This window comes from Rhizobium sp. PAMB 3174 (assembly GCF_052908375.1).
Map to the genome: position 1 here is coordinate 1,267,756 of NZ_CM128608.1, position 25,964 is coordinate 1,293,719.

General features: G+C 62.9%; 28 protein-coding genes. 10 read left to right on the forward strand and 18 right to left on the reverse strand.

What is annotated here, in order from left to right:
- The first annotated feature begins 106 nt into the window (after positions 1-106).
- Both ACU5AY_RS06030 and ACU5AY_RS06035 read left to right on the forward strand, forming a co-directional pair.
- Positions 107-1,009: a LysR substrate-binding domain-containing protein gene (locus tag ACU5AY_RS06030; RefSeq protein ID WP_446828386.1), complete on the forward strand. Its 903-nt coding sequence runs from the start codon at positions 107-109 to the stop codon at positions 1,007-1,009.
- A gap of 10 nt (positions 1,010-1,019) precedes the next feature.
- Complete coding sequence (locus ACU5AY_RS06035) at positions 1,020-1,475, forward strand: acyl-CoA thioesterase (protein WP_446828387.1); 456 nt, start codon at positions 1,020-1,022, stop codon at positions 1,473-1,475.
- Here the strand turns inward: ACU5AY_RS06035 and ACU5AY_RS06040 are convergent, their stop codons facing one another.
- The 10 genes from ACU5AY_RS06040 to ACU5AY_RS06085 all read right to left on the reverse strand — a co-directional run bounded on the left by ACU5AY_RS06040 (position 1,476) and on the right by ACU5AY_RS06085 (position 9,473).
- The gene (locus ACU5AY_RS06040) at positions 1,476-3,503 is read right to left on the reverse strand and encodes an ASKHA domain-containing protein (RefSeq protein ID WP_446828388.1); all 2,028 of its coding nucleotides are present in this window, start codon (positions 3,501-3,503) and stop codon (positions 1,476-1,478) included.
- Between the two features lie 60 nt (positions 3,504-3,563).
- Positions 3,564-3,824, reverse strand: coding sequence for a BrnA antitoxin family protein (locus ACU5AY_RS06045; RefSeq protein ID WP_446828389.1), 261 nt, complete (start codon positions 3,822-3,824; stop codon positions 3,564-3,566).
- Positions 3,811-4,098, reverse strand: coding sequence for a BrnT family toxin (locus ACU5AY_RS06050; protein WP_446828390.1), 288 nt, complete (start codon positions 4,096-4,098; stop codon positions 3,811-3,813). Before ACU5AY_RS06050 ends, ACU5AY_RS06045 begins: the two co-directional genes overlap by 14 nt.
- Before the next feature lie 55 nt (positions 4,099-4,153).
- Positions 4,154-5,122 carry a methyltetrahydrofolate cobalamin methyltransferase gene (locus ACU5AY_RS06055; protein ID WP_446823829.1) on the reverse strand — a complete coding sequence of 323 codons (969 nt, stop codon included), beginning with the start codon at positions 5,120-5,122 and terminating at the stop codon, positions 4,154-4,156.
- Positions 5,123-5,180: 58 nt separating this feature from the next.
- Positions 5,181-6,278, reverse strand: a complete 1,098-nt coding sequence (locus ACU5AY_RS06060; protein WP_446828391.1) for a methylenetetrahydrofolate reductase — start codon at positions 6,276-6,278, stop codon at positions 5,181-5,183.
- Positions 6,275-6,868, reverse strand: a complete 594-nt coding sequence (locus ACU5AY_RS06065; protein ID WP_446828392.1) for a methylenetetrahydrofolate reductase C-terminal domain-containing protein — start codon at positions 6,866-6,868, stop codon at positions 6,275-6,277. The genes ACU5AY_RS06060 and ACU5AY_RS06065 overlap by 4 nt, the downstream gene beginning before the upstream one ends.
- Positions 6,861-7,163 (reverse strand): virulence factor, encoded by a 303-nt coding sequence (locus ACU5AY_RS06070; protein ID WP_446823832.1) that lies wholly within the window; start codon positions 7,161-7,163, stop codon positions 6,861-6,863. Before ACU5AY_RS06070 ends, ACU5AY_RS06065 begins: the two co-directional genes overlap by 8 nt.
- Positions 7,164-7,299: 136 nt before the next feature.
- A complete protein-coding gene (locus ACU5AY_RS06075; RefSeq protein WP_446828393.1) occupies positions 7,300-8,079 on the reverse strand; it encodes a formyl transferase in 780 nt (259 codons plus the stop codon).
- Positions 8,080-8,083: 4 nt separating this feature from the next.
- Positions 8,084-8,731, reverse strand: a complete 648-nt coding sequence (locus tag ACU5AY_RS06080; RefSeq protein ID WP_446823834.1) for an exopolysaccharide biosynthesis protein — start codon at positions 8,729-8,731, stop codon at positions 8,084-8,086.
- Positions 8,732-8,831: 100 nt separating this feature from the next.
- Positions 8,832-9,473, reverse strand: a complete 642-nt coding sequence (locus ACU5AY_RS06085) for a DUF1638 domain-containing protein (RefSeq protein ID WP_446828956.1) — start codon at positions 9,471-9,473, stop codon at positions 8,832-8,834.
- 54 nt (positions 9,474-9,527) lie between these two features.
- Here ACU5AY_RS06085 and ACU5AY_RS06090 point away from each other — a divergent pair, with 54 nt between their 5' ends.
- A complete protein-coding gene (locus ACU5AY_RS06090) occupies positions 9,528-9,689 on the forward strand; it encodes an entericidin domain-containing protein (RefSeq protein WP_446823835.1) in 162 nt (53 codons plus the stop codon).
- A gap of 114 nt (positions 9,690-9,803) precedes the next feature.
- Entirely contained in the window at positions 9,804-9,965 is a 162-nt protein-coding gene (locus ACU5AY_RS06095; RefSeq protein ID WP_446823836.1) for an entericidin domain-containing protein, read from the forward strand.
- Between the two features lie 84 nt (positions 9,966-10,049).
- On the opposite strand, the gene ACU5AY_RS06100 is transcribed toward ACU5AY_RS06095, so the two are convergent.
- The gene (locus ACU5AY_RS06100) at positions 10,050-10,751 is read right to left on the reverse strand and encodes a corrinoid protein (RefSeq protein WP_446823837.1); all 702 of its coding nucleotides are present in this window, start codon (positions 10,749-10,751) and stop codon (positions 10,050-10,052) included.
- A gap of 273 nt (positions 10,752-11,024) precedes the next feature.
- Between ACU5AY_RS06100 and ACU5AY_RS06105 the strand changes: the two genes are divergently transcribed.
- The 3 genes from ACU5AY_RS06105 to ACU5AY_RS06115 all read left to right on the forward strand — a co-directional run bounded on the left by ACU5AY_RS06105 (position 11,025) and on the right by ACU5AY_RS06115 (position 14,212).
- Positions 11,025-12,605 carry a trimethylamine methyltransferase family protein gene (locus ACU5AY_RS06105; protein WP_446823838.1) on the forward strand — a complete coding sequence of 527 codons (1,581 nt, stop codon included), beginning with the start codon at positions 11,025-11,027 and terminating at the stop codon, positions 12,603-12,605.
- Positions 12,606-12,703: 98 nt separating this feature from the next.
- Positions 12,704-13,396 carry a ferredoxin gene (locus ACU5AY_RS06110; RefSeq protein WP_446828394.1) on the forward strand — a complete coding sequence of 231 codons (693 nt, stop codon included), beginning with the start codon at positions 12,704-12,706 and terminating at the stop codon, positions 13,394-13,396.
- Positions 13,397-13,456: 60 nt separating this feature from the next.
- The gene (locus tag ACU5AY_RS06115) at positions 13,457-14,212 is read left to right on the forward strand and encodes a phosphodiester glycosidase family protein (RefSeq protein ID WP_446823840.1); all 756 of its coding nucleotides are present in this window, start codon (positions 13,457-13,459) and stop codon (positions 14,210-14,212) included.
- A gap of 5 nt (positions 14,213-14,217) precedes the next feature.
- On the opposite strand, the gene ACU5AY_RS06120 is transcribed toward ACU5AY_RS06115, so the two are convergent.
- From ACU5AY_RS06120 to ACU5AY_RS06130, 3 genes are all read right to left on the reverse strand, one after another.
- Positions 14,218-14,565, reverse strand: coding sequence for a hypothetical protein (locus ACU5AY_RS06120; protein ID WP_446828395.1), 348 nt, complete (start codon positions 14,563-14,565; stop codon positions 14,218-14,220).
- Positions 14,566-14,652: 87 nt separating this feature from the next.
- Positions 14,653-16,371, reverse strand: coding sequence for an O-linked N-acetylglucosamine transferase, SPINDLY family protein (locus ACU5AY_RS06125; protein ID WP_446828396.1), 1,719 nt, complete (start codon positions 16,369-16,371; stop codon positions 14,653-14,655).
- Positions 16,368-18,080 (reverse strand): O-linked N-acetylglucosamine transferase, SPINDLY family protein, encoded by a 1,713-nt coding sequence (locus tag ACU5AY_RS06130; RefSeq protein ID WP_446828397.1) that lies wholly within the window; start codon positions 18,078-18,080, stop codon positions 16,368-16,370. Before ACU5AY_RS06130 ends, ACU5AY_RS06125 begins: the two co-directional genes overlap by 4 nt.
- 160 nt (positions 18,081-18,240) lie before the next feature.
- On the opposite strand from ACU5AY_RS06130, the gene ACU5AY_RS06135 reads away from it, so the two are divergent.
- Both ACU5AY_RS06135 and ACU5AY_RS06140 read left to right on the forward strand, forming a co-directional pair.
- Entirely contained in the window at positions 18,241-19,260 is a 1,020-nt protein-coding gene (locus tag ACU5AY_RS06135) for a hypothetical protein (protein ID WP_446828398.1), read from the forward strand.
- A gap of 25 nt (positions 19,261-19,285) precedes the next feature.
- Positions 19,286-20,200, forward strand: a complete 915-nt coding sequence (locus tag ACU5AY_RS06140) for a hypothetical protein (protein ID WP_446828399.1) — start codon at positions 19,286-19,288, stop codon at positions 20,198-20,200.
- Positions 20,201-20,221: 21 nt separating this feature from the next.
- On the opposite strand, the gene bmt is transcribed toward ACU5AY_RS06140, so the two are convergent.
- Positions 20,222-21,229: a betaine--homocysteine S-methyltransferase gene (gene bmt / locus ACU5AY_RS06145; RefSeq protein ID WP_446828400.1), complete on the reverse strand. Its 1,008-nt coding sequence runs from the start codon at positions 21,227-21,229 to the stop codon at positions 20,222-20,224.
- Positions 21,230-21,447: 218 nt separating this feature from the next.
- Here bmt and serA point away from each other — a divergent pair, with 218 nt between their 5' ends.
- Complete coding sequence (serA, locus tag ACU5AY_RS06150) at positions 21,448-22,686, forward strand: phosphoglycerate dehydrogenase (protein ID WP_446828401.1); 1,239 nt, start codon at positions 21,448-21,450, stop codon at positions 22,684-22,686.
- A 27-nt stretch (positions 22,687-22,713) separates the two neighbouring features.
- Here serA and ACU5AY_RS06155 read toward each other — a convergent pair whose 3' ends face one another.
- The 3 genes from ACU5AY_RS06155 to ACU5AY_RS06165 all read right to left on the reverse strand — a co-directional run bounded on the left by ACU5AY_RS06155 (position 22,714) and on the right by ACU5AY_RS06165 (position 25,760).
- Entirely contained in the window at positions 22,714-23,769 is a 1,056-nt protein-coding gene (locus tag ACU5AY_RS06155) for a quaternary amine ABC transporter ATP-binding protein (protein ID WP_446828402.1), read from the reverse strand.
- Positions 23,762-24,673 (reverse strand): ABC transporter permease, encoded by a 912-nt coding sequence (locus tag ACU5AY_RS06160; protein ID WP_446828403.1) that lies wholly within the window; start codon positions 24,671-24,673, stop codon positions 23,762-23,764. Before ACU5AY_RS06160 ends, ACU5AY_RS06155 begins: the two co-directional genes overlap by 8 nt.
- Positions 24,674-24,761: 88 nt before the next feature.
- The gene (locus ACU5AY_RS06165; protein WP_446828957.1) at positions 24,762-25,760 is read right to left on the reverse strand and encodes an ABC transporter substrate-binding protein; all 999 of its coding nucleotides are present in this window, start codon (positions 25,758-25,760) and stop codon (positions 24,762-24,764) included.
- Positions 25,761-25,964: the final 204 nt, after the last annotated feature.

The window sequence follows — 25,964 nt, forward strand, 5'->3', positions numbered from 1 at the left end:
TTGATGGCAGCAGGTTCGCTGCTTCGATCAATATCGGGGAGAGTTGACATTCAATCAAACGAAATGATATCCATCTTAAGGTCAAAAAAATTGAAAGGATGCCGCTGTGAACGTCGTATTCCGCCAGCCCCTGCCGCTGCTTGAGACCGATATCCTCAGGACGTTCGTCTCGATTGCCGAAACCAACAGTTTTTCCGCCGCGGCGGATATGGTGCTCAGAACGCCGTCTGCGGTTTCCATGCAGATCAAGAAGCTGGAGGAACAGCTCGGCGCGACGCTGTTTCGCCGCGATGCGCGCTCGGTGTCGCTGACGGAGAATGGCGAGATGCTTCTGGCCTATGCCCGGCAGATCCTGTCGCTCTCCAACGAGGCGGTATCCCGCTTCCGCTTTCCGGAAATGAGCGGCGTCGTCCGGCTTGGGGCGACGGATGATTCCGGCGAACGCATCCTGCCCAACATTCTCAAGCGCTTTGCCGAAGCTTGCCCGGGCATTCTCGTGGACGTGACGATCGACTCCTCCTCCAATCTGCGCAAGCGGCTTCAGGAAGGGCGGCTCGATCTTGCGCTGGTGAACTCCTACCCGGGCACCGGTGGCGACGGCGAGGAAGTCGTGCTGCGCGAGAAGCTCGTCTGGGCCGGCGCCAAGTGCGGCAATGCCTTCCGCAAGGATCCGTTGCCGATTTCCATCTGGGAGGAGGGCTGCTGCTGGCGCGCCGATGCTCTGGCACGGCTCGACAAGTCCAAGCGTTCCTACCGGATTGCCTATCTCAGCGCGCATACGATGGCGCAGCGTGCGGCGGTGGTCGCCGATCTTGCGATCGCCCCCATTCCGCGCAGCTATCTCGGCGATCAGATGGAGGCGCTTGGCGATGCCGATGGTCTGCCGGAGCTCGGCTATTTCGAGGTACGGCTGCTGGCGTCGGCCGAGATGAACAGCGCCGGTGAAGCCGTGGCGGAAAGCATCCGCTATGCCTTTGCCGGGCTCACGCATGCCGCTGCTGCTGCCTGAGGCCGCGTTCATGGATGTCTCAGCAGACAAGAGTGCGGCGCCGGCCCATGCCGACATCCGGCTGGAGGACTTTCCGTTCCGCGCCTATGACAAGCTTCGCTTCGGCGACACCGACCGGCAGGGACACGTCAACAATGCCGTGTTCGCCACCTTCATGGAGACCGGCCGCGTCGAGGCGATCTTCAATCCGCAAGACCCGATGACGGACGCCGCATGCAGTTTCGTTCTGGCCAAGCTCGACCTCGATTACAGGGCCGAGGTGCATTGGCCCGGCACGGTCGACATCGGCACGCGGATCGTGGCAGTGGGACGCTCGTCGGTGCGCATGGAGCAGGCTGTGTTCCAGAATGGACGTTGTGCCGCCTTTGCCACGACGGTCGTCGTGCAGATGAACCACGAGACGCGCCGTTCGCAGGCCTTTTCCGATCGCACCAGGGCGCGGTTGACGGAAATTGCCGCGCCGTGATCAGCGGGCGCGGCGCCTCCGGCGTCCGCCGCCCTCTCCACCGTCCGTCGACTGGCTTTTCTCCGGCAATGTGACGGTCTTTGCCAGTTCGGGAAACAGGTCCGTCTTGTTCGGCAGGGCCATGGCGTCGACGAAGTAGGCTTGAAACTTTGATTCAAGCGCCGTCTCTATCTTGATGATTTTGCTGACGGTCTCCTCGATCTCGCGGCGGAAGGCACGGTTGAGGAGGCACATGCGGGCACCGGCGCCGGCGGCGTTGCCGACCGCCTTTACCTTGTCGAGGTCGCAATCGGGAATGAGGCCCAGAACCATCGCGTATTTGGGATCGATGAAGGTGCCGAACGCGCCGGCCAGGCTGATGCGGTCGACCTTTTCCACCGCCTGCTTGTCCATCAAGAGCTTCACGCCGGCGTAGAGCGCCGCCTTGGCGAGCTGGATGGCGCGGACGTCGTTCTGGGTGATGGCGATCCGGGGCGCGCCATCGTGCAGGACGTAGGAGAAGGTACGGCCGTTGGCTTCGATGCGGGTCGAGCGCGCGGCGAGCGATCCGTCGACCACGCCGTCTTCGGAAATAATGCCGGCCAGGAACATTTCGGCGATCACCTCGATGATGCCGGAGCCGCAGATGCCGGTGACCTTGGTCGTGGCGGCGGCTTCCTCGAAGCCCGGCTCGTCCGACCAGGGTTCGATGCCGATGACGCGGAAGCGTGGCTCAAGCGTTACCGGGTCGATGCGCACCCGCTCGATCGCGCCGGGTGCTGCACGCTGGCCGCAGGAGATTTCGGCGCCCTCGAAGGCGGGGCCGGTGGGCGAGGAGGCGGCGACCGTGCGGGCACTATTGCCGAGAACGATTTCGGCATTGGTGCCGATATCGACCATCAGCATCATGTCTTCCTGGCGATGCACGCCTTCCGATAGAGTCGCGCCGGCGGCATCAGCGCCGACATGGCCGGCGATGCAGGGCAGCGTGTAGACGCGCGTGCCGGCATTCATGATGAGGTCGATCTCGCTCGCCTTCAGGTGGACGGCGCCGGAGACGGCGAGCGCGAAGGGCGCACCGCCGAGTTCCGTCGGATCGATGCCAAGGAAGAGGTGGTGCATGATCGGATTGCCGACGAAGACGCAGTCGAGAATGTCGGCGCGGTCGACGCCGCCGTCGGCGCAGACCTTGGCGATCAGTTCGTTGATCGCCTCGCGCACCGCCTTCGTCATGCCCTCACGACCGTCCGGGTTCATCATCACGTAGGAGACGCGGCTCATCAGGTCTTCGCCGAAGCGGATCTGCGGATTGGAGGAACCGGCCGAGGCGACGGTTCGGTTGGAGAGCAGTGAGGATAGGTGCATGGCGATCGTCGTCGAGCCGATGTCGCAGGCAATGCCATAGGCCTCGTTCTTCAATCCCGGATAGAGGGCGATCAGGTGCGGCCTGCCGGCCTCGTCGTCGCGCCAGATGGCGGCGGTCACCTTCCACTCGCCCTTGCGCAGGATCGACTGGACGCGGGGAAGCAGATGCGCGTCGACCTCAAGGTTTTCGTAGCCCCAGTCCTGCTGCAGCATGGCTTTCAGGCGATCGAGATCGCCGAGCGGCTTTTCCATGTCCGGTTCGTCGACTTCGACATAGCACATGTGGACGGCGGGGTTGCGCTCGATGATCCGCTCGTCGGCGGCCTTGCGCACGACCTGCGCATTGACGGCGACGTCCTGCGGTACGTCGATGACGAGATCGCCCTCGATCATCGCCGAACAGGACAGGCGGCGTCCGTCCTTCAGGTCACGCAGCTGCTTGTAGCGCGCCTCCTTCGGGCTGAAGGGGGAAATATGGTCGTTGGAAGAGGTGATGCCGTGCTTGGCGAACTGGCCTTCCTGCACGTCGATCTGGCAGCGCCCGCAAATGCCGCGGCCGCCGCACACGCTCTCGACATAGACACCGAGCTCGCGGGCGGCCTCGAGGACGGCGGTACCCTTCGGGAACCGGCCACGCTTGCCGGAGGGCATGAAGAGAACGAGGGGATCTTGGGTATCGGTCATTCTGGTCTCTCGGTCCACCGGGTATCGCCCGCAGCAATTTCTGTCCGGCCTTGGCCGTCTCTATTTGGCAACCGTCTTTTCCAGCGCTTCGCGGATCAGACGTGTATAGGGAATGCCTCTTTCCCGCGCCTTCGCCTTGATCGCCGAAAGCAGGGTTTCCGGAAGCCTCATGTTCAGTTGCGCCGACTTCTTTTCAAACTCGAACTGGACCGGTTTGAAGCCGGACAGGTCGTATTCGGAAAGGTCCGCGTTATCGACGAAGGCTTCCGCCTCTTCATCTGAACGCAGGGCCGGCATTTGCTTGCCCTTACCGCTGTTCATATCGCCTGATCTCCCGTTCATGCATATATCGCGCGCTAATCGGTCGGATGAGTGTTCCGATATCCATTTCGCGCAAGGTGAAAACCACGAAGACATAACGGCCTTCCTCAGTTGTCCCGATCGCCCGCTTTCGCTCTTCTCCAACCTCTGGGTCGGGGTAGATCGAAGGCGTCCTCATGAACACCTGTTCGATTTCCGCTTTCGATAGGCCGTGCTTGGCACATTTGGGCCAGTTGCCGCTATCCCAATCGAAACCGGAGACCGCTTGCTTCATGGCTCCATACTACACGTTTGTATATGCAAATGTAAAACGGGACGCATAGCGAATCTTACTCCGTCGCGCCGCCTTCGCCGACGCGGCCGGCGCGGCCGCCGCGGCGGGCCGGGCGTCCGCCGGCAGCGGGGGCCGGGGAGGCGGCTGCTTCGCCGGGGGCCGCCGGCTTGTAGTCGCGGTAGGTCATGATCCAGTTGGCGCAGTTGGCGTCGGTGCCGTTCAGCACGTTGGCAGCGCGCACGGCCTCCATTTCCTGCGGACGGCAGGGGTTCATGATCGCCGAGGTCATGCCGGCGCCGATCACCATCGGAATGAAGCCGGCGTTGATGCCGTGGCGGTGCGGCAGGCCGAAGGAGATGTTCGACAGGCCGCAGGTCGTGTTGACCTTCAGCTCCTCGCGCAGGCGGCGCAGCAGCGCGAAGACCTGGCGGCCGGCGTCGCCGAGCGCGCCGATCGGCATGACGAGCGGGTCGACGACGATGTCTTCCGGCTTGATGCCGTAGTCCATGGCGCGCTCGACGATCTTCTTGGCGACGGCGAAGCGGACGTCGGGGTCCATCGAAATGCCCGTCTCGTCATTGGAGATGGCGACGACCGGGACGTTGTACTTCTTGATGAGCGGCAGGATGGCCTCGAGCTTTTCCTCTTCGCCGGTCACCGAATTGACCAACGGGCGGCCCTTGGCGACCTTGAGCGCGGCCTCGATGGCGGCGGTCACCGAGCTGTCGATCGACAGCGGCACGTCGACCAGTTCCTGAACGATCTCCATCGTCTTGACGAGGAGCGCCGGCTCGGTGGCGTTCGGATCGACGGCGGTGACGCCTGCGTTGACGTCCAGCATGGTGGCGCCGGCGGCGACCTGCTCGATCGCGTCCTTCCGGACGGTGTCGAAATTGCCCTCGACCATTTCGGCCGCCAGCTTCTTGCGGCCGGTCGGGTTGATGCGCTCGCCGATTACGCAGAACGGCTGGTCGAAGCCGATGACGATCTCGCGGGTTGCAGATGCGACGATGGTACGGGTCATGTTATGTATTCCTCTCCTCGGCGCAGCGCGCCTTCTTCAACTGCAGGCGCCCAGGCTCTCAGTGGTCCGGCGCGATATGGGCGGCGACCTCGGCGAGCTCCTGCTGGTGCTCGACGGGCCGATCCTGAATTTCCTCCAGGCGTCCGGCGATCAGTGCGGCATCCGGTGCCGGTTCGCGCTTCCAGGGCTTGCGACCCTTCAGCACGCCGGAATCATGCACGATTTCCGCGACATATTCCTCCTGACGGTAGGCCATCACATGGATGCCGGAAACCCCTTCGATCTCCTTCACCTCGTTGATGATGTCGATGGCCAGGCGCTTGCCTTCTTCCTTCTGGTTCTGGGCCCCCTCCAGCCGCTTGATGACGGCGTCGGGAATGTGGATGCCCGGCACGTTGGAGCGGATCCAGCGGGCCGTCTTGGCGGACGCCAGCGGGCCGACGCCGACCAGGATGAAGCATTTTTCGTGCAGGCCGAGGTCGCGCACCTTGTTCATGTAGTCGCGAAACATCGGCACGTCGAAGCAGTACTGGCTCTGGACGAACTGCGCGCCGGCGGCGATCTTCTTCGCCAGGCGATAGGGACGGAAATCATAGGGCGGCGCAAAGGGATTGATCGCCGCGCCGAGGAAGACGCCCGGCGGCGTCGAGAGCTTGCGGCCCGACAGGAACTTGCCTTCGTCGCGCATGGTGCGGACGGTTTCCAGAAGCGACATGCAGTCGAGGTCGAAGACGGGCTTGGCGCCCGGCTGGTCGCCGGCCTGCACGCCGTCGCCGGTCAGGCACATGATGTTCTGCACGCCCATGGCGGCGGCGCCCAGCACGTCGCCCTGGATGGCGATGCGGTTCTTGTCGCGGCAGGCGATCTGCATGACCGGCGCATAGCCCATGCGGGTCAGGAGCGCGCAGATGCCGACGGACGACATGTGGCAGTTGGCGCCCGAGGCGTCGACTGCGTTGATGCCGTCGACCCAGCCGTCAAAGATCGCGGCGCGTTCGTAGACGTCCTGCGGGTCGGCGCTGTCAGGTGGATTGAGTTCGGTGGTGACAGCGAATTCGCCACGGCGCAGGACGCGCTCGAGGCGTCCGCGCGACGAGTGGCCGGGCAGGGGATCGAGCGGCAGGCTCGGATCGGCGGGATGGATGTCGTTGATCATGCCGCGTCTCCCTTGCCAGCTTGATTTGCTGCTTCCTTGGCGGCGGCTTTCTCGGCTGTCACGCGCAGCCAGGCGGATGTTTCGCGCAGCGCCTGGTTGACCGGCTTTTGGACCGTCATGATGGCGTCGCCCTTGGCCATGTTCTGAGATCCCTTCCAGGCCTGCACCCAGACACAAGGCATGTCCGGCTCGACTTCGCAGTTGCCATTCTCACGTACGCCGCCGCAGGGTCCGTTCCTCAACTGCTTCGGGCAGTTCATCGGGCAGGACATGCCGGTCGACGACAGCGCACACTGGCCGCACATGCGACAGTCGAAGAGCAGTCCCTTGACGTTGCGCTCCAGGAAGGTGACGGGCCGTTCGACGCGCTGGTAGCCGAGCTTTTTCCAGACCGGGTGAAGCATCAGGAAGAGATCGGCGAAATGGGCGTAGAGCCATTCCAGCGCGCGGGAATGGCGCACCGACCACAGCCGGATCGTGTAGCGGCGGCGCTGGCGTCGGCTCGGCGACACGCCGGCCGGCGTGAAGGCGCCGGCGGCCTGCTTCTTTTCGGGGGCGGCGTTGCCCTTGGCGGGTTTTGCGTCAGCCATTTGCGCGGCCCCCGGCCTTGACGAGAGCGACGATCCGCTCCTTGTCATAGGCGGCCTCAAGTGCTGCGGCGGCCTTGTCGGCTTCCGCTTCCAGGTCGTCCGAAACGGCGACCGGATCGGCCTTGCGCCACTCTGCGAGATAATCGTCGGTCTCGGATGCGCCGGAGCGCATGGCGGCCATGTCGATGGCCTCGGCGAAGCGCTGCGACAGCTCGCGCTTGGCGTTGGTCCGGCCCTTCTTGACGATGATTTGGGCAGGTATGTCCCGCCAGTAGACGACGATCAGGTCCGCCATGTCCTTGCTCTCCCAATTGGAGGCAGAATGCACGGTTGCCGGTCGGCTGACTACGCTTTTGACGACGTCGCAATCGCTGAAAAGCGACGTCGATGAAAAATGCGGCTCTTTAGACGCGACAGGGAAGTGAGCTGGACTACCAGACGCCCCTGGTAACCCCGTTCCAGAGCCAGGTCCAGATCGGCGGATTGTAGTGCATGCTGGATGGACCCGACGGCTTGTATGGGGCCGCGCGGCTGGCGAGCACGTCCTCGATGGCCTTTATCGCGATGTCCGAGCAGCTTGCCGTCAGCAGGAGAGGATAGGTTAGCATCGTGTCGGATTTCGACGGCGTCACGCGCTTCTCGTAAAGTGTGTCACCGGTGTCGATGCCTGTGTCGACCAGATGCACCGTCGCGCCGAAATTGCCGGCATCGCCCGAGACCAGCGACCAGTAGCCGCCCATCTGGCCGCGATAGGCCGGGTTGATCCCGGCATGGAAATTGACGACCGGGCAGGTGAGGGCTGCAAGTGTCCTGGCGCTGAGAATCCGGCAGCTCACCGTAAAGATCACCGCCGGCGAGACCTTGTGTACCGCATCCAGGAAATCCGGGGTGTTGACCGACGTGACTTGGATCACCGGCACATGCGGGTTCTGGTCGGCCGAGACGGCGAATTCCTTCAGGATCTCCGCCTGACGTTTCGCGGCAAACTTCTTGCCGAGGCGCGAGACGATCATCGTGGCGAGCTGTCCGCTGGCATTGATCCAGCCGAGCTTCCTCGCCCGTCGCTTGAGGATGACCGATTTCGACTCGGGTTGTTCCTCGATCACGGTGACATTCGGGAAGTGCGCGGAAAGCGCGTTGATCAGGATCTGCGGGTTCATGCCGCCTGCCGTCACCACGGCGACGGGCCGATGGAATGACGTCTCGGTCATCTGATCAGAGGATCGCCATGAAGATCGCCTTGGCGGCCAGAGCCACGGCGGTGGCGATGATGGTGGAAATGACGCCGATGATCGCGCCGGCAATGACGCCGACGCCGTCACGTTCCGTCATGGCGAGCCCGATGACGGCGAGCGCCAGCGCCGGCAGCCAGTTGCCGAAGGGGATCGGCAGGAAAACGACGACGGCGAAGACGAGGGTGAAAATGCCGAGCAGGCGTTCCGACCAGCGGGTTTCCAGGAACCAGAAACGCGGCTTGATCCAGGTCTCGATCCAGCGCAGCCAGGGAACAACGCGGGCGACGATACGATTGAACGTCTCTTTTTCCATCGTGTAGTCGGCAATGCGCCGCGGCAGCCAGATGCGCGTCTGGTTGGACGACAGGATCTGCCAGGCGACGAAGATCAGCGGCAGGCCGAGGAGCAGTGTGGCGCCTGGCGGCATCGGAACGAGGTTCGGCAGTGCGAAGACGACGAGGAAGGCGCCGAAGGAACGGTCTTCGAGTGCGACGGCAAGGTCGCGCAGGCTGATTTTCGGCCCGGCATTCAGGGCTATATGCTGCAGCAGATCGGAAAGGCTCGGCGGATGCTCTTCGGCTTTTGATTTTGCCGTCATACCGGAAAACGATGCTGTACTGTCGGTCACTCTTGCTACGCCTTCTCGACCTTCTGGTGGGCTTTCATGTACTGATTGTCTTACAGGCCGATTATTAAGCTATTAAGGCAGCTCTGTGGGCGTCGAAAAATCAGTTGCTTCGTGCCTCTTCGGCAACATGTAGGAGTTCGACTGCGAGATCACCATAGCCGGTGAAGCGATATTCGTAAGTCAGGCCAAGAAATTCCGCCGCCTTGCGCGCTTTCGCCTGAAGTTCGGCGTCTTCCTCCTGCGACAGGTAGACGAGCTTGGTGTAGTGGCCGAAATAGGCGTCGCGCAATTCCGGATGACGGTCGAGGCCGAGCGGTTCGACGACGAATGCCTCGAACTGTCGGGCGAGGAAATCGGTCAGGAAGAAGGCGGAGATGTCGTCGTCCCACTGCCGGGCGAAGGCCTCGTTGCCGACGAAGAAGGAATAGCAGTGCGGTCCGGCAAGGCGGCCCACACCCTCCCTTTCGCAGAGCCTGTCGATGTCGCCGCCGGTGCCGCAATCGGCATAGGCGATGAAGATGCGGTCGAAGGCCTCGGCGCGCGCCTCGGCGATTGCCTTTTCCAGACCGGGAACGATTTTCTCCGGATGATTGTGCAGGATTGCCGGCAGACAGATGAGGTCGACATGGGACAATCCGTTCGTCTTGCAAACCGCCAGAATCTCTCGCGCCAATGCCCCGCAGGCAATTACACGTATCGATGGAACCAACATCGACTTTCTCCGTTTAACGTTATGAGGCATCATGATCGGGGCGGTTGCCGTCGGTCTGTTCTCAAGGCAACATAGGAGGCTAACATGTCGAAAGCTCAACGCATAATCATTGCCGGTGTCGCTGCTGCTGGCGTGCTGTCGCTCGCATCCTGCGCAAATACGATCCGTGGCGTCGGTCGGGATGCCGCCAATACGGTCAACGCGACGCAGGCGGCCGGCAACGACGTGGCCAGGTCGGCGAACTGACCAATCGGCGTTGAGCAGCTGGCTGAAAGCTGCGGATGCTCTATAAATTGGGCTCGCTTTTCGTCTGATTTCGCTGTCATATCTCGGTCGTTCACCGTGATTCAGGGAGATCAAATGCTCAGGCTCGGCCATTCATTCAAAGCTCTGCTTGTTTTCTTCGCCCTTGCGGCGGCGTTGTCGTCATGCGGCAACACGATCCGCGGCCTCGGCCGGGATACCGCCAACATGGTCGATGCGACCAAGGATGCCGGCGAGGACGTCGCGCATTCGATGTGACGAGCGACGTGACAGGCAAAGGCCTTCGGGACATGAAAAAGGCGCGGTCGTTGACCGCGCCTTTTTCATGATATTTGCCTGCCTTCAGGCGCGGGATGCCAGGGTGTTGTGCTTGCGGGCAATCAGATCCTTGGCCGTTTCCACAGCGACGGCGGCATCGCGGCAGTAGGCGTCGGCGCCGACGGCCTTGCCGAATTCCTCGTTCAGCGGCGCGCCGCCGACCAGCACGATATACTCGTCGCGAATGCCCTTTTCCTGCATGGTGTCGATGACCACCTTCATATAGGGCATGGTCGTCGTCAGCAGGGCGGACATGCCGAGGATGTCGGGCTTTTCCGTTTCCAGCGCTTCGAGATACTTCTCGACCGGATTGTTGATGCCGAGGTCGACGACGTCGAAGCCGGCGCCTTCCATCATCATGCCGACCAGGTTCTTGCCGATGTCGTGGATATCGCCCTTGACGGTGCCGATCACCATCTTGCCGAGCTTCGGCGCGCCGGTTTCGGCGAGCAGGGGCCGCAGGATGAACATGCCGGCCTTCATGGCGTTGGCGGAGAGCAGCACTTCGGGAACGAAGAGGATGCCGTCGCGGAAGTCGATGCCGACGATCCGCATGCCTTCGACGAGCGCCTTGGTCAGGATGTCGTAGGGCGTCCAGCCGCGATCGAGAAGGATGCGTGTCGCTTCCTCGATCTCTTCCTTCATGCCGTCGTAGAGATCGTCATGCATCTGCAGGACAAGATCGTCGTCCGACAGCTCCGAAAGAATGATTTCATCGTCAGACATGCATGCCTCCCATTGCGACAAAACCTATGGAAACCAGTGATTTCCATGACAGATAACGGCAGTCTAAACGTGTTCGCGGAAAAACGCATTTCGAAAACGACGTGCGGCTTGCAAAAATACGACGGAGCGAAATGTCGTTTTCGGTCGCCGAATGTCCGCCTTGCGGCAGTCCTTGGCGCATTGAGAAATGTTTCCTCTTTCAAAACGGATAGCATTGGTGGAAGAGAGGACGCGCCGATAAACATGTTTCGGACGCTGGATTGAGGAAACACCATGAACGATACACCGGTTGAACTGGAAGGCAGCTCGGACGGCCGCGCACGGCGGTCCCGCAGCGAAGGACGCGGAGCGGCAGCACGGCGCGCATCGCGCTCGGGCGGCGGTCCGGGAGTGTCGCTTCCCTACATCCAGCGCAAGATCAAGGAATACGAGGTCCTCGACGAGGAAGGTCTGGCGCTGATCGAGAAGAACGCCGACACGGTGCTCGAGGAGGTCGGCATCGAATTCCGCGACGACGCCGAGGCGCTGGCGCTGTGGAAGGACGCCGGAGCGGACGTGAAGGGCCAGCGCGTGCATTTCCCGAAGGGCCTCTGCCGCGAACTTTTGAAGACGGCGCCGAGCACGTTTACCTGGAACGCCCGCAATCCTGAGCGCAATTGCCAGGTCGGCGGCAAGGCGACGATCTTCGCCCCGGTCTACGGCCCGCCCTTCGTGCGCGACCTCGACGGCAACCGCCGCTATGCGACGATCGAGGATTTCCGCAACTTCGTGAAGCTCGCCTACATGGCGCCGTCCGTGCATTCTTCGGGTGGTACCGTCTGCGAGCCTGTCGATGTGCCGGTGAACAAGCGTCACCTGGACATGATCTACAGCCACATCAAATATTCCGACAAGCCGTTCATGGGCTCGGTGACCGCGCCCGAGCGGGCCGAGGACACGATCGCCATGGCGAAGATCGTCTTCGGTGACGACTACGTCGACAACAATACCGTAACGCTGAACCTCATCAATGCGAACTCGCCGATGGTGTTCGACGAGACCATGGTCGGCGCACTGAAGGTCTATGCAAGGCACAACCAGGCCTGCGTGCTGTCGCCGTTCATCCTGTCGGGCGCCATGAGCCCGGTGACGGTCGCCGGCACGCTGACGCAGATCCTGGCCGAAGTGCTGGCCGGCGCCTCGTTCACGCAGCTCATCCGCAAGGGCGCGCCGGTGCTGTTTGGCACGTTTGCCGCCTCGATCTCGATGCAGTCGGGCGCGCCGACCTTCGGCACGCCGGAACCGTCGCTGGTCTCTTACGGCGCGGCGCAGCTCGCCCGTCGTCTGGGCCTGCCGTTCCGTACCGGCGGTGGTCTCTGCGGCTCCAAGGTTCCGGATGCGCAGGCGGCCTATGAAAGTGCCAATACGCTGAACACGACGCTGCTTGCCGGCACCAACTTCGTGCTTCACGCCGCAGGCTGGCTCGAAGGCGGCCTGGTCTCGTCCTATGAAAAGTTCATGATGGACCAGGACCAGCTCGGTATGCTGCAGAAGATGGCGGAAGGTGTCGACCTGTCGGAGAACGGTCAGGCGATGGACGCGATCCGCGAAGTCGGCCCCGGCAGCCACTATCTCGGCTGCGACCATACCCGCGCCAACTTCCAGTCGGCCTTCTACCGGTCGCCGCTGATGGACAACAACTCCTTCGAACAGTGGGAACTGGAAGGCCAGAAGCGCATGGAAGAGCGTGCCAACGCACTGTGCCGCTCGTGGCTAGACAGCTACGAGGCGCCTTACCTCGATCCGGCGATCGACGAGGCCCTGATCGAGTTCGTCACCAAGCGTAAGGATTCGATGCCGGACGCCTTCACTTGAAAGGAGCCCGACGCCGCCAGGGAGCAAGGCGGCGCCGCGCTGGTTGCCGACTTCGTCCAGAAGGGCATATGGCAACCCTGGCGTAACGAGAGCGGAAAATGACGGGCGAAAAAAGCCTGATCGACAGCGTCCGTGCGGCCTTGCAGCCGCACGGCGTTTTTGTTCGCGGCGTTGTCAATTTTTCTCCAGACCAGGCTGCGCCAAGTCTTGCTGACGGCAGTCCTGCAGGCTCGGTCGTCCTCCTCGGCAATATCGGCGGGTCGGTCTGGCCGCATTTTTCCGGCTGGCGGGACAGGCAGGTGGATAGTGGCGGCGACGATCCACTGGACACCTGGTCGAAGGCAGTGATTGCGCCGGTGGCGGGCGCGCTTGGCGGCACCGCCTATTTCCCCTCCGATCCGCCCTGGCAGCCGTTCCAGCAATGGGCGACGCGGGCGGAAGGGTTGAGGGCTTCGCCGCTCGGTATCCTCATCCATCCGCAATACGGGCTTTGGCACGGCTATCGCGGCGCGATCGGCTTCGTCGGGCATCTGCCGGACTGGGACGAGCCCGAGGGCGGGCATCCTTGCGACGCCTGCGCGTCCAAGCTGTGCCTTTCGCACTGTCCGGCCGGGGCGGTCCTGGCAGACGGCTTCGCCGTGGCTCCATGCCGGGACTGGCTGCGGACTGCCGAAGGGCAGGCGGCTTGTATGGCGCAGGGCTGTCTGGCGCGTGCCGCCTGTCCGGTCGGCAACGCCTATCGCTATCCCGTGGAACAGTTGCGATTTCACATGTGCGCGCTGAAAATCTGATGCGGTTTCCAGCCTTTGACGCAATTGCCGGCTTATAGTCGTCAGGCGATTCTCGGGGGTGTGCCTATGGTCCGGCGTTTCTTGGCGCTTGCAATCTTCATGCTGCTGTCTTCAACCGGCCTGGCTCTGGCCGATGGCGAGGCCTGCCGGACGATCAGGCATATGGACGCGGACTATACCGTCTGCACTTACGATCCCGCCAAGGCGGATATCCGCATCTTCAACACCGACGAGAGCGGCGAGCCCTATGGCAGCTTCGCGGCGCTCGGCAAGGCATTGTGGCGCGATCGCGAGATCATGCGCTTTGCCGTCAATGGTGGCATGTACCACTACGACATGTCGCCGGTCGGGCTCTTCATAGAGAAGGGCGTCGAGCGCTCGGCGCTCAGCACCCGCGGCGGCTGGGGCAATTTCCATCTGCTGCCGAACGGCGTCTTCTATGTTGGCGACGGCAAGGCCGGGGTGATGGAAACGCAGGCCTATGCGGCAAGCGGCCTGAAGCCCGACTATGCGACGCAATCGGGGCCGATGCTGGTGATCGACGGAAAGCTGCATCCGCGCTTTCTCGCCGACAGCGACAGTTTCAAGGTACGCAACGGCGTCGGCGTCGACAGCAAGGGCAGGGTGGTGTTCGCCACCTCGGAAAATCCGGTCCGCTTCTATGATTTCGGGCTGCTCTACCGCGACGTGCTCGACTGCGACAATGCGCTGTTTTTAGACGGGACCATATCCAGCCAGTTCATTCCCGAGATGAAGCGGCAGGATACGCTGTTTCCGCTCGGCACGATCATCGCGGTTGTCGGCAGCCTGCCGTAGAGCCATCACACCTTCGGGAAGGCATTCTCCAGGCCACCGGAACTCGTCAGTCCCTTTCTGAATGCCTCATAGGCCGGATGCTGGCTGGAGCGCGCGAGTTCCATCAGCCGGATCTGCAGGCGGGCGGGTGCGTGCGTTCCCAGCCATTCCCCGCATTTTTCCAGCTTGAGCGAGTTGAGGAACGGGGCGTGCGCGGCCTTGTTCAGATAGAGGTCCAGGCCGTCGAGCAGGTTCTCGTCCTGCTGGAAGTTCTCAAACAGCAGATTGAGATAGGCTTCGTCATCCTCGCCGAGCGCCGACAGCTTTGCCGCCACCGTTTCGCGGTCGGGAAAAGGGAGGGATTTTCCGGGCATGGCGGCCTCTCATTTCATTCATTGGAATCAGTTTAGATAGCGACAGGATACCCGACCCGCTGCGGCAACCAAACGCCGAGGCCTCCTTTACAGGAAGGGTTCCTGTCGAGCCGGCCGGGCCGGCACGTCGATGTGATCCGGCTCCCGTCCTGTCTTGGCGCGCTCGACCATCAGGCGATAGGCATCCTCCAGATGACGGGTGAAGCGTTCCGTGTCGAAGAGCGATGCGCGATTTCGGTTTGCCGCAAGCTTGATCCTGAGGTTCCGGAGGCGCTGCGGCTCCGCGGCAAGCGACACGCAGAGGTCGACATAGGCGTCCGGGCTGTCGGCCACCAGTTCGGGCATGTCGAGCGCGCGCAGAAGGCTTTCCGAGACGCGGGAGGCGAAGTGCGAGCCCTTCATGGTGACGACCGGCACGCCGGCCCAGAGCATGTCGGAGGTGGTGGTGTGGCCGTTGCAGGGGAAGGGGTCGAGATGCAGGTCGGCCGCCTGTGCTCGGGCAAGATGGCGTTCGTAGGATTCCGGTCCGGCAAACAGGATCCGGGCCGGATCGACGCCGGCTTGCGCCATCGCGTTCCGCAGGTTCTCCTGCGCCAGCGGTTCTGTGACCATCGCCCAGAACAGGCTGTCGCCCGTCCTTCTCAGAATGTCGCTCCACATCGCGAAAGCTTCCGGCGAGATCTTCCAGGAGGCGTTGAACGACGAGAAGATGACGCGGTCTTCCGGCAAGCCGAGCGAACGCCGTTCCACGGCCGGTGGCAGCGGCCGGTCGATGTTGTTGTTCGGCTGGTAGCTCTCCGGCAGGCGGCAGAGCTTCTCGTGGTAGAAGGGCGCCGAACTTTGCGGCGTGACCACCGGGTCGCCGATCAGATAGTCGCAGTCGATGCCCGGGCCTGATCCGGGGAAGCCGAGCCAGGAGACCTGTATTGGTGCTGCGCCAGCATTGATGATGTCGATGCGCGCGCCCTTTGTGTGGCCCTTGAGGTCGACGAGGATGTCGATCTCGCGCTCACGGATCAGCCGTGCGGCCTCGTCCGGGCCAAGATGGCCGACCGGCACGATCTCTCCCAGGGACTGGCGCAGGCCGTCGTCCTTGGCGATGAGGTCCGGCGGCGTGTGGCAGAACAGGGTGACGTCGAAGCGGTCGCGGTCATGCAGGCGCAGGACGCCGGACAAGAGCATCATCGTCGCATGGGCGCTGAAAAAATCATTCGAGAGATAGCCCACACGGATCCTGTCGCCGTAGCGATGCGGCATGGCGCGTCTGGCCGCACGGCTCTCCGGCGTGAAGGCGGTCGGACGATGCGCGGCGCCGACGCGGGCATTGATTGCCTCGTCTGGGCACCAGCAGACATGAAAATGTGGTGTTTCGAGCAGGAGGGCCGCCGGTTCGCCGGTCTGCAGCCGGGCGAGTAGCGTCCGGTTGCTCTCTGCCATGTCCGCGAATGCCAGCGCGTTGCGAAGGCATTTTCGGTGGATCGCGAGCGCTGCCCCGTTCTGCGGCGCAAAGGCGACCGCCTGTCTTGCGGCCGCGAGGGCGGGTTTCAGATGGCCGGCGCCGCGGAAGAGATTGGCAGCCAGCACGAAGAGCGCCGCGCCTTTCGCACCGAGCGGCAACGCGGCGCGGATATACCATTGCGCGGCGGAAAGGCTTGCATCCTGCTTGGCGAAAGCCTGGGCGATGATCAGGCAGAGCTGGCTGTCCGGCTGGGTCGCGCGTTCCGCCGCCGGTGCGATTTCTGCGGTGATCCGGGCCAGATCGCCGGCGCGGTAGGCGGCAAGCGCCTGTTCCAGCAAAGCGCTCATGATGCGGCGGGCCGATCGATCGGCGGGACGTCGATATGATCGGGTTCGAGGCCGGCTCGCGCCCGCTCGGCCATCATCGTGTAGGCGCGCTCCAGATGGCGGGTGAAGCGTTCTGTGTCGAAGAGCGGCGCGCTCGTCCGGTTCGATGCCAGTGTCCGGCGGATGCCGGTGAGGCGTTCCGGGTTCTTGCAGAGACCGACGCAGAGTTCCACGAAGCCGTCATCGTCCCCGGCCACGAGGTCGTCGGCGAGGCCTGCGGCCGAGAGCAGGCTTTCCGAAACTCGCGAGGCGAAATGCGTTCCCCTGCGGGTGGCGACCGGCAGACCGGCCCAGAGCGCGTCCGACGTGGTCGTGTGGCCGTTATAGGGGAAGGTGTCGAGGCAGAGGTCTGCTGCCTGCAGACGGGCGAGATGATCGCCATAGGCGGCCCAGCCCGTGAAGACGATCCGACTTTCGTCGATCCCGGCCTTCTGCGCTGCGTCGAGGATGTTCTGCCTGACGAACGGGTCCTCGATCTTAAGCCACAGGAGGCTGTCGCCGGTCGCCCGCAGGATGTGCATCCAGAGGCCGAAGGTATCCGGCGTGATCTTCCGCTGCTCGCTGAAAGAGGCGAAGATGAAGCGGTCGGGCGGCAGGCCGAGCGCGGCACGGTCGGCGGCTGCGGGCAGGGGACGGTAGCGATTGTCGTTCGGTTGGTAGCTATCCGGCAGTCGGCAGAGCTTTTCCAGGTAATGCGGCTTGGACGTATCCGGGGTGACGATCCGGTCCGAGATCACGTAATCGCAGTCGATGCCGGTGCCGGAGCCCGGAAAGCCGAGCCAGGCGGCCTGGATCGGCGCCAGGCCCGAATTGACGAGGCCGAGTCGGGCATCCTTGGTGTGGCCCTTGAGGTCGACCAGGATATCGATTTCCGTTGCACGGATCAGCCGGGCCGCGTCCTCGTCGGACAGATGGCCGATCGGCACGATGCGGCCGTAGGTGGTCCGCAGGCCGCTGTCGCGGGCAATCAGCGCCTCAGGCGTATGGCAGAACAGCGTGACGTCGAATGCGGCGCGGTCATGCGCGGCGAGCACGCCCTGCATGAGGATCATCGTGGCGTGGGCGCTGGAAAAGTCGTTGGAGAGATAGCCGATGCGGATCCTGTCGCCCCAGCGATGCGGCCGGGCGCGGCGCGCGGCGCGGATGGCGGGATCGAACGGAAGGCCATCCATCCGGGTGATCCGCGCATTGATCGCCTCGTCGGCACACCAGGAAATGTGGTCGAGCGGCTTTTCCAGTGCCAGTGCGGCCGGATCGCCGGCTTGCAGGCGCCGAAAGAGATCGGCATTGCTTGCGGCGCATTCCTCGAACAGCAGGTCTTCGCGCAGGCACTTTCGGTAGATTTCCAACGTCTTCGGGTCGTTTGGCGTCAGCCGCATCGCCGCGCGCGCTGCCTCAATGGCGAGCGCCGGTTTGCGGCAGCGGGCATAGAGGTCGGCGGCGAGCGTCAGCAGTTGCGCGCCTTTCTCGCCCATCGGTCCGGCGGCGCGGCAGTACCAGTCGGCGGCTTCGGCCTTCAGGTCCTGCTTGATGAAGGATTGCGCCAGGACGAGCGACAGCTGCGGCTCAGGCTTCGTCAGGCCGACGGCGTCCGGTGCGATCTCGCCGGTGACGCGGGCGAAATCCCCTGCCTTGTAGAAGATCAGCGCTTGCTGCAAGAGAGCCGACATTCCGGCGAATCCTTTCCGTTTGCGCGCGATCATAGCATTCAAGCTGGCTCAGGGCTTTTGTCCCTTCCGAGTTGACAGGACCAGCGGCACGGGGAAGGCTTCGGCGATCAGGCTGTCAATGAGTCGACGCCATGCTGGACAAGAGATCGAAGGGCCGGGGATGTCGCTGCTGACCATTTGCATGCCGAGCAAGAGGAACCTTGAGGGCAGCCGTCCGTCGATCGACAGCGCCTTCGCCTTCTGCAAGGCGTGGGGCGCGGTGGCGATCGTCGCCGACAATTCCGGAGATCCGGAAAAGGCTGCCTATCTCGCGACGCTGGCGCCCCTCGTCATCCGGGTGGAATCCGTCGCGCCGGACGCCGTCGCCAATTTCACCTTTGCCATCGGGCAGGCGAAGACGCCGTTTGTGATGCTGATGGGAGATGATGATTTCCTGCATCATCTTCCCGGCAGACCGTCGATTGATCTTTCCACACTTCCTGCCGATCATGTGGGCGTCCGGCCCATGACGGAGGTGTTCATACCCGACAAGGGTACGATCCGGCGCAAGGAGTTTGCGATCGCCAACTCCGACCCGGCCGGTCGCATACACGAATATCTGGGTGTCGCCGGCGGCGATAATTCCGCCTTCTACAGCATCTTCCGGCGCGAGCCGTATCTCTCCCTGTTGGACCTTTTCAATGCCGCTCACCCAACGCGGGGCGCCTATTGCGACTGGTCGCAGGTCGAGGCCATGTTTTCCTGCGGAAAGATGGCCTATGACGGGTCCATCCTGTTCCGGTACAATTTCCACCAATGGAGCACGCCGGAGCTGATCGCCGAATCCGACAGGAAGCTCTACACCAGCGCCGGTCTCTCGGAAGACAGTAACCGGTACATGGTGCTGCTGCGTTATCTGGATACCTTCATCATGGTCGCGCGCGCGGGCTCACCGCTTGGGCGTAGCCGGGCGCTCGATGCCGCGCAGAGGGGCGTCACTCCGTTCATGGAAGGATTCGTGCGCACGGTGCGGCAGAAACCGGAGAACTACGATGCCGAATTCCGCTACCTCGTGGACATGGCGGCGGCCTCCGGGGATCATATGGAAAAGCTGCAGATCGCGTTTCTGATGGCCGATCGTGTCAAACCCGGCCTGAAGGATGGCTATGTTTCCTTTTTCCGGGCGGCGATGGGGGGATAGACGATTGCAGCGGCGAAGCCATCCCTTGAGAGCGGCAGGTCTCCTGGCCTCGATCTGCCATTGCGCAATGCTCTTTCCCACCGGTGCTCTCGCCGGACCCTCAGACTTCGAGGAGCCCGAGCCGGTGGTAATTTCCGGTTATAGCGGGCAGGCGATGCAGCCGTTCATCTCGCGCGACGGCAAGTACCTGTTCTTCAACGACCGCAACCGGCCGGGCGACGGGACGGATATCTATCTTGCAACGAAAGTGGACGACACGCATTTCACTTTTGTCAGCGCGTTGAAGGGCATCAATTCCGATGCCGTCGATGATTCCGCGTCGATGGACAAGGACGGCAACATCTACTTCATCTCGCCCCGCGACTATCAGCGCTCCGAGGACACGCTCTGGCAGGGAAAGTTCGCTGACGAGGCGGTGACCGACGTTACCCATGTAGAGGGCAACGCCCAGAAGCGACGGCCGCAGTGGATCAATATCGACGACGAGATCAGTGCCGACGGCGAAACCCTCTATTTTGTCGAGAACCATCTGAGCCTGATCGACCGCAAGCTTGAAAGCTCCGAAATCCTGCTCGCCTACCGCCAGTCGGACGGCAGTTTCAAGCGGCCCAAACGGGTCGAGGATATCTTCAAGAACGTCAACACCGGCCGGCTGGAATATGCGCCGAGCACGTCCAAGGATGAGCTGACGCTCTATTTCACCCGCGCCGATCGCAAGGCGCGCGAAACGGGGATCGGGCAGGAATTCGCGATCTATGTCGCCACGCGCGCATCCAAGTCGGAGCGCTTCGGCGAGCCGGAGCGGATTTCGGCGATCGAGGGTTACGTGGAAGCGCCGAGCGTCGCGCCGGACGGTTGCGCGCTCTATTTCCACAAGCAGGTGGCCGGCGTGTTCCGGATTTTTCGGGCGAAGGCCACCGACTGCAAGTCCTCAGACTGAGCCGATGGCTTTCTGTCGGGCTCAGCCCCGGCGGCGCTTGCGCTCGCGGGCCGGCGCGCTGTCGTCTGCCGTCTTGTTGCGCAGCGGGCCGATCTTCTCGACGATGGTTTCCAGCGTCGGGCGCGGACCGGGGGTATGGGCGTCAAGCGCCTGGCGCATGGCGGCCAGATGGTTGCAGGTCGTGCCGCAGCAGCCGCCGATGATCTTGGCGCCGGCATCTACGGCCAGATGGGCATATTCGGCCATCAGCGGCGGGGTGCCGGAATAGTGGATCTCGGTGCCGCGGAATTCCGGAATGCCGCAATTGCCCTTGACGACGACGACCGCGTTCGGATCGGCGTCCGTCATGTCGAGAAGGCTTGCGAGAATGTCGGATGCGCCGACGCCGCAATTGGCGCCGACCGCAGTCGGGCCTTCGCCGATGTCGGCGGCAACGCCGTGGATGTCGCGCGGCGCAAGGCCCATCATCGTCTTGCCGGCGGTATCGAAGGAGCCGGTGTAGACATAGGGCATCCCGGTCTTGACCGCCGCTTCAGCCGCGGCACGGATTTCGTCGGGCGAGGACATGGTCTCGATCCAGAGAATGTCGACGCCGCCTTCCTTCAAGCCCGCCATCTGTTCGGCAAACGACGTGACGGCCTCGTCGAAGGTCAGCGCGCCGAGCGGCTGCAGGAGTTCGCCGGTCGGGCCGACGGAGCCGGCAACGATCACCTTGCGCGGCGCCTTGTCGGCCACAGTGCGGGCGATTTCGGCGGCCTTCTTGTTCAGTTCATGAACGCGATCCTGGGCGTGGTGAAGCTTAAGACGCTGTCGCGTGCCGCCGAAGGAGTTGGTCAGGATGATGTCAGCGCCGGCGTCGACGAAATCCTGGTGCAGCTTGGTGATCTTTTCCGGCTGCGCCTCGTTCCAGAGTTCGGGCGCTTCACCCGATTCCAGACCCATGGCGAACAGGCTGGTGCCGGTCGCGCCGTCGGCGAGCAGAATGCCCTTTTCGGCCAGAAGGTCCTGAAGCGGATTGTGTACGGTCATGATCGTTCCTCGACTATCGTTTGCAACAGGATATAAAGATTCCTTTATATGATTGCAACAATGAACAGGTATAACGGTTGCGGCATAGGCTCCCATGCCGGCGTTTGGGCCGAGTTTGCCCTTGCAGGAGTGGGGGCAGGGCCGCTAAACACGCGGCAAAACCCTTTCGGCCCCATGCGACCCCAGCGTCGCCCCATTGAAAAACTGAAAGCACCCTGATGACCCGGCCTCTCTCACTTCCGCGCGATCGCATTTCCGTCCTGCTGCTCGAAGGCATCAGCCAGAGCGCCGTCGATTACTTCCGCTCCTCCGGCTACACCAATCTGACGCATCTGCCGAAGGCGCTCGACGACAGCGAGCTCAAGGAGCTGATTTCCGAAGCCCACATGATCGGTATCCGATCGCGCACCCAGCTGACCGAAGACGTCTTCAGCGCCGCCCGGAAGCTGATCGCGGTCGGCTGTTTCTCGGTCGGGACGAACCAGGTGGATCTGGAAGCGGCCCGCCGCCGCGGCATTCCGGTGTTCAATGCGCCTTATTCAAACACCCGGTCGGTTGCCGAACTGGTGATCGGCGAGATCATCATGCTTGCCAGGCGCATCTTCTCGCGCTCGGTTTCCGCCCATGACGGCGGCTGGGACAAGTCCGCGGTCGGCAGCCACGAGGTGCGGGGCAAGACGCTCGGCATCGTCGGCTACGGCAACATCGGGTCGCAGCTCAGCGTGCTTGCCGAAAGCATGGGCATGAACGTGCGCTACTTCGACCTTTCCGACAAGCTGCGCCACGGCAACACGGAATCGATGGCTTCGCTCGGCGAGCTTATGGAAATCTCCGACTTCGTGACGATGCACGTGCCGGAAACGCCCTCGACGCAGAACATGATCGGCGAGGCCGAACTGCGACGGATGAAGAAGGGCGGCATCTTCATCAACAATTCACGCGGCACGGTGGTCGATCTCGACGCGCTGGCAAGGGCGCTGAAGGACGGACATCTGGCCGGCGCCGCCGTCGACGTCTTCCCGAAGGAACCGGCGTCCAACAAGGAGCGCTTCGAAACGCCGCTGCAGGGGCTGGAGAATGTCATCCTCACGCCGCATATCGGTGGCTCGACGGAAGAGGCGCAGGAGCGCATCGGCGGCGAGGTGTCGCGCAAGCTGGTCGAATATTCCGACGTCGGCTCGACGCTTGGTGCGGTCAATTTCCCGCAGGTGCAGCTGGCGCCGCATCCGAACGGAACGCGTTTCATCCACGTTCACCAGAACCGGCCTGGCATCCTCAACAGCCTCAACACCATCTTCTCGTCGCGCGGCGTCAACATCTCGGGCGAGTTCCTGCAGACCCACGGCGATACCGGCTATGTGGTCATCGAGGCCGATGATGTCGGTAGCCAGGCGGACGAGATCCTCGATGCGCTACGCGAGATCCCCGGCACCATCCGCACGCGTCTGCTCTACTGACGAACCGATGACGGGTGGCCCGGCCTTCTACCGGGCGGCCTGCGTCTGCCGCCTTTCGAGCTCGACCGGCGTCACCATGGCGCTGATGATGGCGGAGAGATCGGTCATCCCGATGGTATTGCCGCTTTCGTCGCGCACATGGGTGGAGAAGACGCCTGCCTCGGTCATCCGGCGGGCGGCGTCCTCGAGCACGGTGCGGCTGTCGAGCGGGATGCCTAGCGGCTCATCCGCCGGCGGCGACATGATGGTCTTCAGCTGAATGACGCGCCCGCGGTTCACCTCCTTGACGAAGGAGGCGATGTAGTCGTCGGCGGGCGAGAGCACGATCTCCTGGCCGCTGCCCTGCTGGACGATCTCGCCGTCTCGGAGAACCGCCACCTTGTCGCCGAGCCGCAGGGCCTCGTCGAGGTCGTGGGTGATGAAGACGACCGTCTTGTTGAGCTCGGCCTGCAATTCCAGAAGCACGCCCTGCATGTCGACGCGGATCAGCGGGTCGAGCGCCGAGAAGGCCTCGTCCATCAAGAGGATGTCGGCATCGTTGGCGAGCGCCCGGGCAAGCCCCACCCGCTGCTGCATGCCGCCCGAAAGCTGGTTGGGGTAGTGGTTCTCATAGCCGCCGAGGCCGACGCGGTCGATCCAGTGGCGGCCCTTGCGGCGCCGTTCGGCGGCGGGAACCCCCTGTATCTCAAGCCCGTAGACCGTGTTTTCGATGACCGTGCGATGCGGCAGCAGGGCAAATTTCTGGAACACCATCGCCGTCTTGTGGCGGCGGAAATCGCGCAGTTCGCGTTCGTTCATGACGCAGATGTCGCGGCCTTCGTAGAAGACCTCGCCGGCCGTCGGCTCGATCAGCCGGTTGATGTGGCGGATCAGCGTCGACTTGCCGGAACCGGAGAGGCCCATGACGACGGTGATCTTGCCCGCCGGCATGGTGATGTTGATGTCCTTGAGCCCGAGCACATGGTCGTGCTTTTCGTTGAGGTCGGCCTTGCTCATGCCGCGCTTGACGTCGTCGATATACCGGCCGCCATGGGGGCCGAAGATCTTGAAGAGGTTGCGGATCTCGATGTCCTGACTAGCCATGGACCACCTCCGAATGCTTCTGCAGGCGCTTGCCATAGGCCTGGCTGGCGCGGTCGAAGATGATGGCGATGGCGACGAGGGCGAAGCCGTTCATGAAGCCGACTGTGAAATACTGGTTGGTGATCGCCTGCAACACGTTGCGGCCAAGGCCGCCGACGCCGATCATCGAGGCGATGACGACCATTGCGAGCGACATCATGATGGTCTGGTTGATGCCGGCCATGATGGTCGGAAGTGCGAGCGGGATCTGGACGTTGAAGAGCTTCTGGCGGGCCGACGAGCCGAAGGCGTTTGCCGCTTCCAGCACTTCCCTGTCGACGAGGCGGATGCCGAGATTGGTAAGCCGAATGATCGGCGGAATGGCGTAGATGACGACTGCGATCAGGCCCGGCACCTTGCCGATGCCGAAGATCATCACCACCGGGATCAGGTAGACGAAGCTCGGCATGGTCTGCATGACGTCGAGAACGGGGGTCGCGATCGCCTGGAAGCGATCGGAGCGAGCCATCAGTATGCCGATCGGAATTCCGATGACGATCGAGAGCAGGGTGCAGACGGTGACCATGGCGAGCGTGATCATCGTGTCTTCCCAGAGCCCGACTGCGCCGATCGCCAGCATGGAGAGTGCTGTGCCGAGCGTGATCTTCCAGCTGCGCGAGGCGATGAAGACGATTGCCAGCACGACCGCGATGATGACGATCCAGGGCGTGTCGACGAGCAGCTTCTGGAACCAGTTTAGAAACCATTGCAGCGGCTGCACGGCGTTGTCGATCGCGTCACCATACTGGCGCACCAGCGCCTTGAAGCCGGTGTCGATGGTGCGCTTGACCGTGCGCATGGTGCTGCCGTCGATTTCGGGGAAATTGCAGAACAGGTCCGGCAACAAGGTGCATTGCAGTGCCAATGTCGTGCCCTCTTGTCTTCTTCATTGCCAACGGGCCGGAGAAGGGTCTCCGGCCCGCAGGATATGGTGACTGTCGTTCGTCAGGGCCTCACAGGGCCGCCTTCACCTTTTCGGCGACTTCGGGCTCCACCCAGGCCTTCCACACATCCGGATAGGTTTCCAGGAAGTGGTAAGCAGCATCCTCGTTGGAGGCCTGCTTGTCGGCCTGCCAGGCGAGCACCTTGTTGACCGTCTCGTTGGCCCACTTGCGCTTCTTCATGTACTCCATGGCGACGCCGGCCTTTTCAGCGAAGGCCTTGGTGACGAGCGTATAGACGTCGGAGACGGGATAGGTGTTGGGCTGCGGATCGGCGCAATCGACGACGGTGATGCAATTGTCCCAGGCCTGCTTGTCGAAGTCGACGTCGAAGCTCAGGCGAACCATGTCGTACTTGCCGAGGATGGCGGTCGGCGCCCAGTAGTAGCCGAACCAGGGCTTCTGGTTTTCGAACGCATTGGCGATCGAGCCGTCAAGGCCGGCCGCCGAGCCGGTATCGACCAGGTCGAAGCCGTGTTCCTCGCCCTTGAAGGCCTTGAAGAGGTTTACATTGTTGATCTGGCAACCCCAGCCCGACGGACAATTGAAGACGGCGCCGCGCGACGGGTCTTCGGGAGCCGGGAAGAGTTCCGGGTGGTTCAGCGCGTCCTTGACAGTCTTGATGTCCGGATGGGCATCGGCAAAGTATTTCGGCACCCACCAGCCTTCGACACCGCCGTCCGACAGGATCTGCGACAGCTGGATCAGCCTGCCTTCCTTGGCGGCTTCGGCGAGCGGAATGCGGACGGAGTTCACCCACATTTCCGGCGCGACGTCCGGTTCGGCCTTTTCGTTCATCGAGGTGAATGTCGGGATGGTGTCGCCGGTGACCAGCGTGACGTTGCAGCCATAGCCCTTGTCGAGGATGATCTTGTCGATATTGGCGGCGACGCCCGCCGACGCCCAGTTCATTTCGGCAATCGAGACATCGCCGCATTCGGCAGCCTTCGCCGTTCCTGACAGGGCGCATGCCGCGCCGGCAAATGCGGCGGCGGTGATGATTGTCTTCATCGTCATTGGGGGCCTCCAACCTCCTGCAGTTCGTCTTTATCGGTCATGGGGGCCACTGCATGCCTCCCGACCCTTGGGGCAAATTCTTACGTTCACGTGCCCGCGTCCGATCGGTCGGCGAAGACGGTGAAAGATGGCGAAAAGGACGCCGGAAAATGGTCGCGCGCCCGTTCCCTAGGCGCATTTTCGACCTGCTCAATACGT